This is a genomic window from Streptomyces brasiliensis, from assembly GCF_014647875.1.
GTDB classification, from domain to species: Bacteria; Actinomycetota; Actinomycetes; order Streptomycetales; family Streptomycetaceae; genus Streptomyces; species Streptomyces brasiliensis.
The window spans coordinates 1-14,731 of the sequence record NZ_BMQA01000115.1; the positions used below are offsets into that span (position 1 = coordinate 1).

The window sequence follows — 14,731 nt, forward strand, 5'->3', positions numbered from 1 at the left end:
GCGGCGGTGGGGGTGCCGGCGCAGTCCGCGGACCGGACGCCGGACGTCGCCGCCGCTTTGTGGTCAGAAGCTGTTGTCCTTTCGATCTTGAGTGCGATGTCGGCGACCACCATCCGCAACCGCCGCGACGAGTGGATCCGGCTCGGCATCTTCTCCCGGCTCAAGCAGATCGCCCAGGGCAAGCACCACATTCAGGCCCTGCTCTGCCTCGCCAGGCGCCGGGCCGACGTCCTCTTCGCGATGCTCCGCGACGGCACCTTCTACGAGCCCCAACCCGCAGGGGCCAGTTGAGGGTTCAGGCCGGTTGGTCAGTCTTCCGGTCGAAGTCGCTGTCGAGCGGCCTCAAGTCGCTGGTCATAGTCGGAGGCGAACAGCTCAGGAAGTGCCTTGTCCAGCGTTCCGGCGATTCGATGGATCGGCGCCCAGACCGCCGGATCGTCGACAACACGACTGAGGTCAGTCATCTGGAGCTTCTCCAGCCAGTGCGACAGCACCAGTGCCTCGTCACTCGTGAGCTTGATCATGACCTGGCTATCGCCCATGCGCACCCCTCCGACTCAGCCCCCGCCTTCGACCACACGAACCTACTGGTCTTCGACCTTGACCAAACGCATAGGGGCCCCCACGAGGCGACGCGACCGTGGCCTTGGGGTGCGGCCTCCTGGCTGCTGGCGCATCGGCCCCATACACCTCGGTCATCTCTTTGGCATGTCACGAGATCCAGTGACGTGTCCTCGGCGCGGCCAGCGGTGCCAATGGTGAGCAACGCACGGGCGGACCGGCCGCCCGGCGGTGTGAGAGGAGGACAGCCATGACTGCCGTGAATGGACTGCGCAGGATCGTGCTGGTTGCCGTCACAAGTGTCGCGGCGCTGATCGGTGCCGGATCGGCCTTCGCGGCGACCGGAACCAGTGCATCGGTCCCCGACCCCTCGGGGGCCAGAATCGCGCACAACAGCTACGTGAGGAGTGTGCTCGGCAGTACGGGCTCGCACGCGATGTACTACTACAACGTGGGCGGGTGATCCCATGGTGGCGGCTTCCGGCCAGCTCGGCCCTGAGGGGTCCGGGTTCGGGAACAGGCTTGCGTTCGGGCGGGACGCCCTGGGTTTTCTGCTCCGGCAGCGGGAGTGCGGGGACCTGGTCCGGTTCGACGACGGTCTGTACATGGTCAACTCGCCGGTCCTGGTGGAGCACGTGCTGAAGAACACCAACGGCACCTACGGCATCACCAAGGACCTATTGGGTGAGGAGACGGACGGAAGCCGCGCGTCGGAGGATCTGGCCCGGTGGATGCAGGCCCGTCGGCTCGCCGGGCGGGGACTGAACCGCGGTGGTCTACGGGCTGCCCGGGACGGGATGGCTGCGGTGGTGGCCCGGTACGCCGAGGGCTGGCGGGCCACCGGCAGGATCGAGGCGATAGGGGCGCTGGAGGAACTCAGCGCCCGTCTGATCGCCGAGTTCTGTCTGGGTTCCGAGCCCGGCCGGGTGCCCGAACTTGTGGCCCGGCTCCAGGACGCACGGCTGCCTGCCGCTGTTGCCTGGCCCGGGCGGGTCTCCGTCCTGCGCAGACGGCGGATGCGGCAGGCGGCGCGGGACCTGGCGGCGGAGGTGTCACGCCTGGTCGCAGCACGTGACACGGGAAGGGACGGGGCGACCTCGGTGGTCGCCGATCTGCTGATCGAGGCGTGCGCCGACGGCGCTCTCACCTTCGACGGCGCGGTCAGTGTCATCGTCGCCAACCTGTTCGCCGCGCACGAGACCACCGCCGCCGCACTGGCCTGGCTGTTTCTGCTGCTGGAGCGGCATCCGCAGCTGCGCGGGCGAGCCGTGGACGAGGTCGACCGGGAGCTGGGCGGGCGGCTGCCCACGGCGGCCGATCTGCCGCGGCTGCAGGTCACCGAGGCGGTGGTGAAGGAGACGCTGCGGCTGTATCCACCGTTGTGGTACCTGGAGCGGGTCCTCGAGGAGCCGGACGTCCTCGATGGCGTAGCGCTGCTGCCGGGACAACGAGTCGCGGTCAGTCCCTTCGCGCTGCACCGGGATCCGGCGCTCTACGACGAGCCGGCGGCCTTCCACCCGGACCGCTGGATCGACCGCGCCGCGGCCCCGCGGGTGCCCGGATACACGTATGTTCCGTTCGGCGGTGGGCCGCGCATGTGTCTGGGTGCGCACTTCGGGACGGTGGCGATGGTCATCGCCACCGCCACTGTCCTCAGCCGCTACCGGCTCTCTCCGGCGCCGGATTGCACGCCTGTGTTCCACACACGCACCATCTTGCAACCCAAGGGGCTGGTCCTGGACGTCGCCGACCGCGAACCCGCGAAGGTAGCCCGCTGACCAGGGATGTCAGCGAGACTCGCAGCGAAAGCGGTAGAAGGATGCCTTCTAGTCCTTGCACGATCCTCAGCAGATCGGAAGCCGCCTCCGGCTCCTGCACCTATTGAGCGGTCGGCTTCGCCGACGGGCTGCAACACCCCGGGAGTGTTGCAGCCGTCTGTGACCGGACAGCCCGGACACTGGCACTTTGAGCTGCCCGGTCCGCTTATGCAGGTGAGAGGCACAGCCGGACAGGCGGGACGGTGGAGAGTCGCGCGAGGGCCCGCACTCTCGGACGCGGGCCCTCTCACAGGCCCGAGTCGCTTACTCCGGAGTCTCCCCGACCACGGCCCAGCGGTGGGCCGACCGCTACCGCAAGCTCGGCGAGGCAGACATGAGCGACCACTCGTCCAGGCCGCATCACAGCCCGCGCCGGACCCCGACCCGCACCGAGCGCCGGATCATCAAGGTCCGCATCCTGCGTCGCTGGGTACCCGCCCGCATCGCCTACCTGCTGCGGCTGAACCCGTCCACAGTGCACCGGGTCCTGGCCCGCTACAAGCTGGCCCGCCTGGCTCATCTCGACCGCGCCACCGGACGGGTCATCCGCCGCTACGAACGGTCCGAGCCAGGCGAGTTGGTGCATGTGGACATCAAGAAGCTCGGCAACATCCCCGACGGCGGCGGCCACAAGACCCAGGGCCGCCAGGCCGGCCGCAAGACCCGCTCAGGCGTCGGCCACAGCTTCCTGCACAACGCCGTCGACGACCACTCCCGCCTCGCCTACAGCGAGATCCACACCGACGAGAGGAAGGAGACTGCGACCGCCTTCTGGACCCTGCCCCAGGCGTTCTTCGCCCAGGCCGAAGTCACCGTCCAGCGAGTGCTGACCGACAACGGTTCCTGCTACCGCTCACGCGACTGGCGCGACGCACTGGCGGCCGCCGGGATCCCACAAGCGAACCCGGCCCTACCGGCCGCAAACCAACGGCAAGGTCGAACGCGAGGCTGCCGTCGACCAGAGCAACCCGTGACGGCTGGCCCGTGACGATGCCACCGGAGCCCCCAGCCTGGGAAGCTGCGGTCATTTGGGGCCGGTTTGGGCGCTGACCTGCGTGAACGGTCAAGACGGGGCCTCGCCGGCCCCGGCCGCTTTCACCGTGGTTCCCCGCTGTTCCCCGCTCGATCTGGTGCGGTAGTGGTGCAGAGCTGCGGCGCTCAAGAGGTGATCAGCCGGGCACGTTCCATTCCTTGCCAGCGAATCCGGCGCATGGGGCGTTGTCAAGTCCCGAAGCCTCGGAACGTGACGGCCGCTGTACTGCTCGGGCCTACTAGAAGTGCGAGCCTCACTAGATAGAGGGAACGAGGCAGCAGGGTGGGGTGGAATTCAGTGCCGAGGATCCGGCTTTTCACCTCATCGAAGGTTCTCCCCTTTGCAGCGACGGCCACAACCGGTCTCCCGGCAACCGTGCCCCGAATTAATGGGGTCCATCACGCAACCTTTCTCGCCATTAGGAGAAAAAATGATGAATCATGAAAGTGGCACCGAAAACGCCAACCGCATAAGGCGGCGGCGCTTCCGTTTTGCGGCTGCTTTCGCCTCGGCCGCCATCGCTGGGGGCATCATGCTGCCGGCATCCGTGGCAATGGCCTCTCCGATGCCTCACTCAGTGGCCGCGGGCCCGTCAGCCCCGGATCCGGCTCTCGGCGGCTCGGGCACTGGGATGCCTCACTCAGTGGCCGCGGGCCCGTCAGCCCCGGATCCGGCTCTCGGCGGCTCGGGCACTGGCTCCGGCACTGGCACGGGGACCGGGACGGGCACTGGCACTGGCACTGGCACTGGCACCGGGACCGGCACGGGGACCGGGACCGGCACGGGGACCGGGACCGGCACGGGGACCGGCAGCGGAACGGGGACCGGCTCCGGCAGCTCTTGCGATAGCGACCACGACCACCACGGCGACCACGACCACCACGGCGACCACGACCACCACGGCGACCACGACCACCACGGCGACCACGACCACCACGGCGACCACGACCACCACGGCGACCACGGCGACCACGACCACCACGGCCACCACGACCACCACCACTGATGGGGCACGAGTGGTACCGCCGGGGGAGCTGAGTCCCATGGCGGCGAGTAGAAGGGCGGTAAGTAGAAGTTGACTGGCTCGCACACCGGTTAGAGAGCCCGCGTCCGGCTGGGCGGCACTGCCATAGGCCGCCCAGCCGGACAGCAGTCCTGCCTAAGGGGACGGGGCCGGCCGGTCGCGAGGGGTGATCGACGAAGACGTGAAGCCGGTGTCGGAGTGTGTCGGAGGTGTGTCGCGAACGCTGAGAGATAACGAGGGCGGGAGTCAGTGAGACTGACTCCCGCCCTCTTCTGTCGGCATCCGCCCTGGTCAGCGCTTGATTTTTGCTGATCCTCGGCGAGTGCCGCCGGCAGGATTCGAACCTGCGCACACGGCTCCGGAGTGATTGCGCCAATCGCCCCTCTCAATGACTCTGACCTGCGACGGAGCCAGACATGGGTCGGCCTGCAATACAGAGTGTGTCGGAGGTGTGCCGTGTGGTTAGGAATGCGAGCGTTTATTGCCCCTGACACTGCAGTGCCCCTGCCGGACTTGGCAGGGGCACTGCGTCACAAGGCAGTTAGGTCAAGGCTCGCAGCGCCGCGACAGACGCCACTAGTCCTTCCCGCTCCAAGGAGTCGATCACGTCGGCGACCACCGCGTTCGGAGGGCTCTCCCACTTCTCTGCTATCTGCGTGAGCACTCCGTAAACCAGCCTGGGAGAGAGGTCGACCTGAGCCTCGATGAAGGCATCTGGGTGGATGGCGTGCACATCCCACGGGGACAGCTTGTCGGCAGGGAAGTCCTTCAGATTAGAAGTGACGATCACCTGTGCTTTTGCTCTGATGGCAGCCGCCAGGACGTGCCGGTCGTCGGGATCCGGAAGATCGAGTATGTCGATCAGCGGTTCGTATCCCTTGACCAGCACGTCCCGGATCGCGCCTGACATCAGTTCCCGCGTCCGGTCCAGCTTCTTTGGATCCAGATCAGGTCGATTGTTCTTCAGGTTGCGGAAGGTCTCATCGAGGATCTGGTCCGTCCACTTCGCCTGTACCAGCCCAGCCTGCGCCACGCGAATGAGAACGTCGCGCAAGGTGCTCGGATATAAGACATTAGCGTCGTAGACGGCGACGAAAGCCATGACCTAGATCATTCCCATCTCCTGGCCGAGCTGGGTGAGCTCATCAGCCACCCGCCGGCGACGGTGGTCGTCCCTTCGCTGGTACTCCAGCAAAGACGACGCGGTGATTCTGCGGTGTGAGCCAACGGTCCGGTACTCGATCTCTCCGGCATCCAAGAGGCCGATGAGGAAGGGGCGGGACACGTTGAGCATGTCTGCGGCTTGCTGAGTGGTGAGCTCTGCGTCAGACGGAACGATGGACACGGCCCGGCCGGCGCCAAGGTGCGCCAAGAGCGAAGCGAGGAGCTCTACGGCCTCGCGTGGGAGGGCCAAGGGCTCACGGTCGCCTTCATCTTGAACGCTGACGTGGATCTGGGACGCGTCCTGGTGCTCTGCCAGGTAGGCCCGGACCCGAGTGAGGGCATGGCTTGCGGTCTTTTGCTTGTCGTCCGGAAGCTTCACCGGGCGAATGTCAGTCTTGGTCATTTGCGCGCCCCTAGATGCGGTGGGTGGGCGCCAGTGACAGTCCATCATCGTTGGCGCGACGGCGGGCTGGCGTGACGGCAATGGACCCCGTGGCCGTTGGCGCGGCAACGGGGGTTCGCTGTCGTGGTGGCGGTAGGTGGCGAAGTGGGTCTCTTGGGTGTGGTCAGCGCTGCCTTACCTATCGAAGTATCCGCAATATTCGAAACAAGTGCAACAGGTACGGGGTGTGACGTTCGGTGGGCAGGGTGGTCGGCCCTGCTGATGTGCGGCGGCGGAGACACTGGGAGCATGCCGATACAGAGCGTGTCGGAGGCGTGTCTCGATTGCCGCAGAAGGAGGCAGGGCCAGATCGGAAGTCGCCTCCGGCTCCTACAACCCGTGTCTGGCTGCGCCAGAAGCCGGCCACTCCGCACAAGAGTGGCTGCCTCATGGCGAGTGCAGTGTGTGTAGGGGGGAGCCGGGGTACGGCTGTGGCGTTAGCCGCAGCACCATCGAGCGAGCCCTAGCCCTGCTTTTAGCCACCCTCGCTCCTGGAGGAATGGGGTGAAGTCCCAGTGTCTCTTCGGTGCGTGACCTCAGCGGAGCGCTTGGCATTCCTTTCCCGGCCGGGAGGCCGTCAGGTCGGCAGCCGGAGGGGTATGACCTCGTCCTCCTCTCCGGCATGCCGGAGAGTGGCAGTTTCCGCGGCACGATGGCTGTGCAGGATCCGGGCGATGATCGTCACGCCGAGGGCAAGGTCGTCGCGGATCAGGAGGTCGAGGTGGTCTTCCACGTGGACGTAGCCGCCGCCCTCCGGCCGTGACATGCTGCCGCCGACTTCTGCCCGGCCGAGACCAGCTTCCTGAAGCGCGGTGCTGAGCTCCTCGGCGACCTGCTGGCCGAAGCGCCACGGACGTTCCGCCCCCGGAAGGGTGAGCGACAGCCGCCAGGATTCGCTGCCGGCCAGCGGGCTCGGGCCGAACCAGCGGGGCACAAGTTCGCCCTGCGGCAGGCCGCTCAGGGTTTCCACGGCCCAGCAGGCCTCTGCCCGGTGACTGGGTTGCGCGACCGCGCGCATCAGGACGGGCTGGGTGTACCCGACGGCTGACAGTGCGTCGGCCAGCGCGGCCAGGTGTTCGTATCCGTTGGGCGCGGTGCAGCGGTCGAGGGCCTGTCGTACTGCCGGAGCCCTGAGTGTGCGGTCCCCGGCCGTTACACCGATGCGCTCTCGGGCCTGGGCGAGCAGCGCTGACCACTCAGCGAACGGGAAGTCCTCCGAGTCCGGCGCACGGAGGGAGTACAGCGGCAGACCGTCGCCGCGGTGCTGGTCGATGGCCCGGTGGCCGTCGGCCCGGCTGGTCCATGCAACCCCAGTGCCGCGCAGATCCCGCAGGTCGAACCCGTCGCGTGTCTCCGCCCGCACCCCGCCTTTCCCGTCCCCGGGCCGCATCAGACCGAATGCCGCGTCCACCAGTGGCGTGACCCTGTCCAGGTCGTCCCCTTCCGCTAGGAACGCGAAGCGGCACAGCAACGCCAGCATCGGCCCGGGATGCCGCAGCTCCGGGTCGTGCAGGGCGACCGCGCGGCAGAGCAGGTCCAGCTCTGGCCACGGCATCACATGAGGGTGGAAGTGGGCCTGGTCGTCCCAGCCGACCGTCACCGGCGCCGCAAAGCTTGGGGCCGCCAGGGCGAGATTGACGTACTCCAGCGCAAGCGTCAGGTCGAGGACCAGCGCGAAACCGCCACCCAGCTGAAACCGGGCCACATGCGATTCCTGGTCCTCAGCGTCCTCGTCGTAGACGTCGGGTGCGTCGTCGTCGAAAAGGTACACGGGCCAGAAGTCCGGCTCGGCCATACGGGCCGCCAGTGCGTCATCGAGTGGCATGCGGTCACGCTAAACCGCTCCGCTGACGTTGCGCATCGAGCAGACACCGAGAGCTTTGCGCCCAGAGCTCCTGGAGCGGGCGTGGCTGAGCGATCTGAGCGGACGCGGGCGGCGCCTGGTCGCCTTCTACGCGGTCCTCTACTACGCCGGGCTCCGGCCGGCCGAAGCGGTCGGGCTCCGACTGTCGGACTGCCACCTGCCAGAGACGAGCTGGGGCACGTTGACGCTGCGAGAGACCCGCCCGGTCTCCGTAAGCAGTGGACCCCTCCGGTGAGCGTCACGACCGCCGGGGGTTGAAGGCGCGCGAGGCGTCCACAGACCGGCCGGTCCCCATCCCGCCTGTGCTGGTGGCCATTCTCCGGGCTCGTCTGAAGGAGTTCGGAACGGTCAAGGAAGGGCGAGTGTTCGGCAACGAGCGTGGGGGAGTGGTCGATTCATCCACGCACTGGCGAGTGTGGGAGGAAGCACGGGAGTGTGCGCTCCCACCGGAACGTGTCGACTCGCCGTTGGCCGGTCGCCCGTACGACCTGCGGCACGCGTGCATCACGCAGTGGCTGACGCCGGGGTTCCCATCGCGGAGGTGGCCCGACGGGTCGGTAATTCCCCGGAGGTGATTCACCGCCGGTATCACGGCTGCATCGACGGTCACGAGGAATTCGCCAACGCCAAGATCCTTAAAGCGTTGGAGGAAGGAGGCGATGCCGCATAAGGAGCAGACTCTAGAAAATCAAAATATGGAAGGTCCGGCGTGTCGTCGGGCCTCCCAGTTTCACGGTCGCTTCATTTGTTCGGTCGAGGTGTCGGGATAGCAGGGGTTATCGTGGTTGACACCGGATGGCCGGGAAAGTTTTGGAGATGCCCCTTTGGAGCGTGGTCTACTTCTTGCTAGTGCTCTGACCGCATAGGTTCGCCGGGTTGGGTTCAGGCCGCCGTGGCGAGGGGGCGTCCGCCCCAGCGGATGTCTTTCTCGCTGCGGATGCGGGCTCGTTCTTTGCGTTCGGCGGCCAGGACGTCGCGGTGGCGGGCGTTGGCGTTGCGCCAGCGCAGGTAGGCGTGCAGGGCTCGGGTCTGCACGGTGTGGTTGGGGTGGAAGGAAGGGCGCGTGTTCGGCAATGAGCGCGGGGGAGTAGTCGGCTCATCCACCTACTGGCGTGTATGGGAGGAAGCGCGGGAGTACGCGCTCCCTCCGGAACGAGTCGGCTCGCCGCTGGCCGGGCGCCCGTACGACCTGCGGCACGCCTGCATCACGCGATGGCTGAACGCGGGGGTGCCGATCGCTGAGGTGGCCCGGCGGGTCGGCAACTCACCAGAGGTGATCCACCGCCGTTACCACGGCTGCATCGACGGCCACGAGGAAGTCGCCAATGCCAAGATTGCGAAGGCGTTGGAGGAAGGCGGCGACGCCGCATAGCCGCGCATTTCGGCGCGGTGCGGGGGCGGTCCGGCACGGCGTTGCAGGTCTTGCCGTACCTGCCCACCCACTGCCGCGGAGTCGCGCTGGCCGAAGGAATCCCTACGGCTGGGGATTGTCCCGGGCCGGGGCGTTCGTGGTGCTGGCGCTGTGTCTGGCTGGTCCGGCACAATTGCCCACATATGCTGCTTATGTGAATTAATCCGGTCGATTCTGGCGTCGTGCGGGCAACCTTCGGGAGGAGGCTGGCGCTCCTGACACCCCTGGTGCTGACCGCGATCATTACCGTGCTGGCCTATGTGACGCAGAGTTACCTCTACTTCAGCCGGTGAGTGCGTCGGAGGTGTGTCGCGAACGCTGAGATATAAGGAGAGAGCGGGATCCAGTGAGACTGGATCCCGCTCTCTCATGTCGGCATTCGCCTCTCGTCATGCGAGACCTCGGCGTCGTCCAACAGGGCGCCGGCATTCTCACCGAACCGGCCGCGCAGTCGATCTGCCCGCCGAGTGTTACAGGCTACGCATCGGACCGCCTATCAGTGCGGCAGGGCCCGGACGCCGGTAAACCTGTGGCCGTGCGGCACGCAATAGGCATGACCACACTGAAATCGTGGAAGGCCGGCCTCCCGGACAGGACCCGATCACGACGCACGCGGACTTTGCGGAGCGTCGTGATTACACGGGCGCCGTATACGGCTCGCTGCTCGCCGCCTCGGTGGTGGTCGGGGCCGGATCGCTCGGTGATTTCCCTCGGCTGGAACTCGCCCTCCTGCTGCTGGGCACCGGGGTGGTGTTCTGGGCCGCCCATGTGCTCACCCGGCTGCTCGGGGAGCGGATCATGTACGTGCCTTTGGATGGAAGGGAGATCCGGCGGGTGTGCGTGGCCGAGTGGCCCATCGTCAAGGCGGCTGTCCCACCGGCTGTGGCGGTCGCCGCCACCCCTCTGCTGGGCCTGGGCCCGGAAGGGGCGGTGTGGCTGGGCCTGGGCGTCGCGCTGGCCGGGCAGGTCGGCTGGGCCTCGGCCGCTGCCCTGCGCGCGGGGGCCACAGCCCGCGTGATGGTGACCGCTGCGGTGGTGAACCTGGTGCTCGGCTTGGCCATCGTGCTCCTCAAGGTCGCCCTGACCCACTGACCTCGTCCGTCGTCGCGGTCGAAGCGTTGATCAGTCGCATACCGGGGGTGTTTCACAGCCGCGCGACGCAAAGCCGGCCGCATTGGTGATCGGCACCAGCCCGCACCTTTCCCTCAGCAGGCGCGCCCAGCGGTCGAGTGCCACCCTGGAGGTTGGTCCCCGCCTCTGGATCGTGTGAGGAGCGGACATGGAGATCAAGCCGCAGATGGTCGCCATCCCCAAGGACACCGACCATCTTGAGCAGGGGAAGTACGGCCCCATTTTCCCCAAGACCCCGGCGTGCTACGGGTTCACCATCATTGCGCCGATCAAGCCGGGCCGGGCCGAGGCGGTGCGTGCGCACGGTCAGACGCTGGTCAAGGCATTGGAGGAAAATCCATACCTGCTGGCGCCGTTGAAGCTGCACTACCTTCGCTGGGTTCTCTTCGACGACGACACGCGCTTCATGTATCAGGGGATCTTCGACACCGACTTCGACAAATACACCGAGGACGCGGTCGCGCTTTTCACGAAGGTCGGCGCGAGCACTGTCTTCGAGAATCTCGAAGGGTTTCCCGAGGACTGGCGGACCAACCCCGAGGGGTTCGTCAGGTACGTCCGGGAACACCAGTGCCCGAGCTTCATCGAGTACGGAGAGTATCCGTACGTGACGTCGGACGAGATCAAGAAGGCCCTGCGGATCAAAGGCGCCCTTTCGGAGATGCTCGATCAGATGGAGTGAGGCTGGACGAAATGAGCGAGGTCAGGACTGCGCGGACGTACAACCAGCGGCATGTTCCGCGGGAGTACACCCCTGGCGGGCGGCGGGTGAGCATCTACGTCTCGTGGAGCTATCCGGCCGAGGCCGGGCGCAACCCGGCCGAGCTGGACAACCGCTTCTCCACGATGACCGAGGTCAGGCGGGTGGCGTGGCCCGCCTACGAGGACCCGAAGTGGTCGGACCCGTACAGGTTCCAGCAGGGCATCGCCGGCTCGCTGGAGCTGTTCTTCTGGGCCTGGGTGCCGTTCCAGGACTTCGTCGAGGAGGTCACGGGACATCCCGTCCCGGTGTATCAGCGCATCGACCAGGCGGGCTTCTTCACCCCGCTCGACGAGCGGGTGCTCGGCGACACGGACGTGATGTTCGTGTTCGGGCTGGACCACGCGGTCACCGAGCAGGAGGCCCAGCCCGGGGAGATCGCGGCCCTGCGGGCGTTCCTCGGCCGGGAGGACGCCTGCCTCGTCCTGGGCCCGCACCACGATGTCGGCGCCTCGGACGACCTGAAGGTCCGGGAGATGGAATACCGCCATCACGGCGATCCCCTGGTGCCCCGGCAGCAACGATTCGCCACCTACGTCAGGGACCTGATGAAGGGCCTCGGAGTTCCGGTCATGAACCGGTACGGGCTGCGTCCGGCGACGCGCGAGGAGAACCAGATCGTCCCTCTGTCCACGGTCCGGGACCTGGACCCGAAGGGCTGGCTCGACGGGGTGACGAACTTCAACTTCCACCTGCACCTGCCGCACTACGACGTGACGACCGACGACCCGGACGCCGTCCGCGTGCTGGCCAGGCAGCCCATCGACATGTCCCGGCCGCATCCGTTCACCGAGGCCGGCAACACCGAGTTCAACATGTTCCTGTGGATACCGCCCGGCGGTGACCGCGCGGGCGACCTGCTGCTGGCGGACTCAACGATCTTCAGCTCCTTGTTCGGCGGGGACGAAAGCCTGCGGAACTTCTGGCGCAACCTCGTCTCCACGTAGGGCCGCGGGGAGGTCAACCGTGAGCGTGCACACGGACGTCGCGTTGGAACTCGACGACATCCAACGCGGGGTTCTCAGCCCCCGGCCGACGCCCTACGCGGCGACCTACCTCGCCTTCCGCATCGACGACCGGGGTGACGGGCGGGAGTTGATGCGGCGCGCGAGTGCGGCAGTAACCTCCGCAGCGGACTCGGCCAGCCCGCTGGGGGAGACCTGGGTGAGTGTCGCCGTCACCTGTCGCGGCCTGGAGGCGCTGGGAGTGCCACGCGCCTCGCTGGACACGTTCGCCTGGGAGTTCCGGCAGGGTATGGCGGCCCGCGCCAAAGCGCTGGGCGATGTAGGCGAGAGCAGCCCGGAGCACTGGGAAGCGCCACTGGGCACCCCCGACGTCCATGTGGTGTTCACAGCCGTCGCACCCGACCCCGCACACTTGGAAGCGGCCGTCGACCGCGCCCGCCCGGCATACGACCGACTGTCCGGCGTGACGGCGATATGGCGGCAGGACTGCTACGCGCTGCCCACCGAGACCGAGCACTTCGGATATCGCGATGGGGTCAGCCATCCGGCCGTCGAAGGCAGCGGCATACCGGGATCCAACCAGCTGGAAGTGCCGCTGAAGGCCGGTGAATTCGTCCTCGGCTACCCGGACGAGATCGGCGGCATCCAGACCCCACAGCCCACCAGGCTGGGCCGCAACGGCAGCTACGCGGTCTTCCGCAAGCTCCACCAGAACGTCGGCGAGTTCCGGCGCTATCTCAAGGACAACTCCACCGGCCCCCAGGACGAGGAACTGATCGCCGCGAAGATCATGGGGCGCTGGCGCAGCGGTGCTCCCCTGGCGCTGGCTCCGCAAGCCGACGATCCCGCCCTTGGCGCCGACCCGCACCGCCGTAACACCTTCCTGTACGAGAGTGACGATCCGGCGGGATTCAAGACGCCCGGCGGCTGCCACATCCGCCGGGCCAACCCCCGCGACGCCACCGTGGCAGGGGAGGTGCGACTGCACCGCATGATCCGGCGCGGCGCCGTCTACGGTCCGCCACTTCCCAACGGGGCACTGGAGGACGACGGAGCCGACCGCGGCCTCATGTTCGCGTTCATCGGCGCACATCTCGGCCGACAGTTCGAGTTCGTCCAGTCGCAGTGGATGAACGACGGCGTCTTCTTTGGCGCGAACAACGCCAAAGACCCCGTCACCGGATCCCACGACGGCTCCACCGACTTCACCATTCCCCGGCGGCCGCTGCGCCGGCGTCTCGCCCCGCTGCCGCGGTTCGTCGTCACCCGGGGAGGCGAGTACTGCTTCCTGCCGAGCCTGACCGCCCTGCGCTGGCTCGGTGGCCTTCACGACTGACAGCGTGAGGGGAAGCCTGACGGACCTGAGGGAAGCCCGATGGAGACCCTGCACCTGGTGCTCAACGCCGTCACAGTCATCTTCATCGCGGCCACCATGTTCGCCGCCGGCCTGGGCGCCACCGTCTCGGCGCTGCGCGGGGTCTTCACCAACGTCCCACTCCTGCTGCTGGCGTTGATCGCCAACATGGTGATCGTCCCGCTGCTCGGTTGGGGCATCGGTGCGCTGTTCAGCCTCCCCGCCGCCTCCTTCATCGCGCTCATTTTGGTCGCCTCGTCCCCGGGCGGCCCCTTCGGGGCGAAACTTGCGATGGTGCAGAGCGGTGATGTCGTCGGCGGGGCGGCGATGCAGGTGCTGCTCGCCTCCGTCGGCAGCATCACCTTCGCTCCCACCGTCAACGGCCTCCTCACCGCCGCCGACGTAGGCACCAACGTCTCCCTCGACGTCGGAGCGCTGGTACGGACCGTGGCCCTGCTGCAACTCGTACCGTTCGCCATCGGCCTGCTGATACGCCGCTACGCCGAGCCCACCGCAAGGTCGTGGCACCCCCCGGCAGCGGCAGTCTCCAACGTCACGTTCCTGATCGTGCTGGCGGGCATGCTGCTCGGCAACTGGCAGGGCGTCGTAGCGCTCCTCGGCTCCCTCGCCCTCCTCGCCGGGTTCCTGCTCTCCGCCGTTGCCTTCGCCGTAGGGACTCTGCTGGCCACGGGTTCGGCCGTGCGACGCACCACCATGGGCGGCGTCGCGTCGGTGCGCAATGCCGGTCCCGCACTGGCCGCGATCGGCATCGCCTTCAACGACCAGCCCGCCGTCCTCGGGGCACTCGCCGCCATCCTGCTCAGCGGCCTGGCAGCGGCCCTGCCGATCGCCACAATTCTCAGCGGCCGGAGAAAGGCTCCTGCGGCAGCGGGAATGGAGGTGCGTGCGAAGGGCCGACATGAAGCGGACGATCCACCATAGAGGGAGCCGACCTCATTGGGAGCAGTGTTTTCTCTGGCCAGGCGACCCGAGAAGGCGTTCCGCAGGTCAAAGCCCCGCCCAGAGAAAACTCTCAAAGCGGTGTCGCAGGTTCGAATCCCGCCGGGGGCACAAGGGGGAAGGCCCAGGCCGATCTTGGTCCGGGGCCTTTGACATCTGCTTCCGGGGAGGAGCGGGTGCACTAGCCTCGATTCTTCAGCGGTGTGACGGCGTCGCCGTGTGCGGCTGGCTGCCCGTTATGTCCC

General features: G+C 67.3%; 12 protein-coding genes and 5 pseudogenes. 11 read left to right on the plus strand and 6 right to left on the minus strand.

Translation table 11 applies throughout. The features are described from left to right. A pseudogene (locus IEZ19_RS47165) lies at positions 1 to 291 on the plus strand (hypothetical protein); the annotation flags it as partial. Between the two features lie 17 nt (positions 292 to 308). Here the strand turns inward: IEZ19_RS47165 and IEZ19_RS47170 are convergent. Next, positions 309 to 542, minus strand: a complete 234-nt coding sequence (locus tag IEZ19_RS47170; protein ID WP_189317540.1) for a hypothetical protein — start codon at positions 540 to 542, stop codon at positions 309 to 311. Between the two features lie 269 nt (positions 543 to 811). On the opposite strand from IEZ19_RS47170, the gene IEZ19_RS47175 reads away from it, so the two are divergent. The 3 genes and pseudogenes from IEZ19_RS47175 to IEZ19_RS47185 form a co-directional block, all read left to right on the plus strand. Then, entirely contained in the window at positions 812 to 1,024 is a 213-nt protein-coding gene (locus IEZ19_RS47175) for a hypothetical protein (RefSeq protein ID WP_189317541.1), read from the plus strand. 4 nt (positions 1,025 to 1,028) lie between these two features. Beyond that, positions 1,029 to 2,339, plus strand: a complete 1,311-nt coding sequence (locus IEZ19_RS47180) for a cytochrome P450 (protein WP_189317542.1) — start codon at positions 1,029 to 1,031, stop codon at positions 2,337 to 2,339. Between the two features lie 313 nt (positions 2,340 to 2,652). Next, a pseudogene (locus IEZ19_RS47185) lies at positions 2,653 to 3,322 on the plus strand (IS481 family transposase); the annotation flags it as partial. Positions 3,323 to 4,069: 747 nt separating this feature from the next. On the opposite strand, the gene IEZ19_RS47190 reads toward IEZ19_RS47185, so the two are convergent. From IEZ19_RS47190 to IEZ19_RS47205, 4 genes are all read right to left on the minus strand, one after another. Beyond that, positions 4,070 to 4,456, minus strand: a complete 387-nt coding sequence (locus IEZ19_RS47190; protein ID WP_189317543.1) for a hypothetical protein — start codon at positions 4,454 to 4,456, stop codon at positions 4,070 to 4,072. Between the two features lie 520 nt (positions 4,457 to 4,976). After that, positions 4,977 to 5,537, minus strand: coding sequence for a VapC50 family PIN domain-containing toxin (locus tag IEZ19_RS47195; protein ID WP_189317544.1), 561 nt, complete (start codon positions 5,535 to 5,537; stop codon positions 4,977 to 4,979). Positions 5,538 to 5,540: 3 nt separating this feature from the next. Continuing rightward, positions 5,541 to 6,002, minus strand: coding sequence for a helix-turn-helix domain-containing protein (locus IEZ19_RS47200; RefSeq protein ID WP_189317545.1), 462 nt, complete (start codon positions 6,000 to 6,002; stop codon positions 5,541 to 5,543). Between the two features lie 616 nt (positions 6,003 to 6,618). Beyond that, a complete protein-coding gene (locus IEZ19_RS47205) occupies positions 6,619 to 7,866 on the minus strand; it encodes a hypothetical protein (RefSeq protein ID WP_189317546.1) in 1,248 nt (415 codons plus the stop codon). 103 nt (positions 7,867 to 7,969) lie between these two features. Here IEZ19_RS47205 and IEZ19_RS52220 point away from each other — a divergent pair. Continuing rightward, positions 7,970 to 8,575 (plus strand): annotated as a pseudogene (locus IEZ19_RS52220) (tyrosine-type recombinase/integrase); the annotation flags it as partial. 212 nt (positions 8,576 to 8,787) lie between these two features. Here IEZ19_RS52220 and IEZ19_RS47210 read toward each other — a convergent pair. Further along, a pseudogene (locus tag IEZ19_RS47210) lies at positions 8,788 to 8,961 on the minus strand (IS630 family transposase); the annotation flags it as partial. Here IEZ19_RS47210 and IEZ19_RS47215 point away from each other — a divergent pair. The 6 genes and pseudogenes from IEZ19_RS47215 to IEZ19_RS47240 form a co-directional block, all read left to right on the plus strand. Beyond that, positions 8,957 to 9,277: pseudogene (locus tag IEZ19_RS47215) on the plus strand (tyrosine-type recombinase/integrase); the annotation flags it as partial. The pseudogenes IEZ19_RS47210 and IEZ19_RS47215 sit on opposite strands and share 5 nt — an antisense overlap. 609 nt (positions 9,278 to 9,886) lie before the next feature. Beyond that, on the plus strand, positions 9,887 to 10,408 hold the full coding sequence (locus tag IEZ19_RS47220; protein WP_373297177.1) for a hypothetical protein: 522 nt from the start codon (positions 9,887 to 9,889) through the stop codon (positions 10,406 to 10,408). 187 nt (positions 10,409 to 10,595) lie between these two features. Then, the gene (locus IEZ19_RS47225) at positions 10,596 to 11,129 is read left to right on the plus strand and encodes a hypothetical protein (protein WP_189317547.1); all 534 of its coding nucleotides are present in this window, start codon (positions 10,596 to 10,598) and stop codon (positions 11,127 to 11,129) included. Positions 11,130 to 11,140: 11 nt separating this feature from the next. Beyond that, the gene (locus IEZ19_RS47230; RefSeq protein WP_189317548.1) at positions 11,141 to 12,154 is read left to right on the plus strand and encodes a hypothetical protein; all 1,014 of its coding nucleotides are present in this window, start codon (positions 11,141 to 11,143) and stop codon (positions 12,152 to 12,154) included. Between the two features lie 19 nt (positions 12,155 to 12,173). Beyond that, positions 12,174 to 13,508, plus strand: coding sequence for a Dyp-type peroxidase (locus IEZ19_RS47235; RefSeq protein ID WP_189317549.1), 1,335 nt, complete (start codon positions 12,174 to 12,176; stop codon positions 13,506 to 13,508). A gap of 39 nt (positions 13,509 to 13,547) precedes the next feature. After that, positions 13,548 to 14,468, plus strand: a complete 921-nt coding sequence (locus tag IEZ19_RS47240) for a bile acid:sodium symporter family protein (RefSeq protein ID WP_189317550.1) — start codon at positions 13,548 to 13,550, stop codon at positions 14,466 to 14,468. Positions 14,469 to 14,731 lie beyond the last annotated feature (263 nt).

Excerpts from the sequence above, each read along its gene's own strand:
- IEZ19_RS47170 (WP_189317540.1), bottom strand. The coding sequence starts at position 542 with ATGGGCGATAGCCAGGTCATGATCAAGCTCACGAGTGACGAGGCACTG.
- IEZ19_RS47175 (WP_189317541.1), top strand. The coding sequence starts at position 812 with ATGACTGCCGTGAATGGACTGCGCAGGATCGTGCTGGTTGCCGTCACA.
- IEZ19_RS47180 (WP_189317542.1), top strand. The coding sequence starts at position 1,029 with ATGGTGGCGGCTTCCGGCCAGCTCGGCCCTGAGGGGTCCGGGTTCGGG.
- IEZ19_RS47190 (WP_189317543.1), bottom strand. The coding sequence starts at position 4,456 with ATGGGACTCAGCTCCCCCGGCGGTACCACTCGTGCCCCATCAGTGGTG.
- IEZ19_RS47195 (WP_189317544.1), bottom strand. The coding sequence starts at position 5,537 with ATGGCTTTCGTCGCCGTCTACGACGCTAATGTCTTATATCCGAGCACC.
- IEZ19_RS47200 (WP_189317545.1), bottom strand. The coding sequence starts at position 6,002 with ATGACCAAGACTGACATTCGCCCGGTGAAGCTTCCGGACGACAAGCAA.
- IEZ19_RS47205 (WP_189317546.1), bottom strand. The coding sequence starts at position 7,866 with ATGCCACTCGATGACGCACTGGCGGCCCGTATGGCCGAGCCGGACTTC.
- IEZ19_RS47225 (WP_189317547.1), top strand. The coding sequence starts at position 10,596 with ATGGAGATCAAGCCGCAGATGGTCGCCATCCCCAAGGACACCGACCAT.
- IEZ19_RS47230 (WP_189317548.1), top strand. The coding sequence starts at position 11,141 with ATGAGCGAGGTCAGGACTGCGCGGACGTACAACCAGCGGCATGTTCCG.
- IEZ19_RS47240 (WP_189317550.1), top strand. The coding sequence starts at position 13,548 with ATGGAGACCCTGCACCTGGTGCTCAACGCCGTCACAGTCATCTTCATC.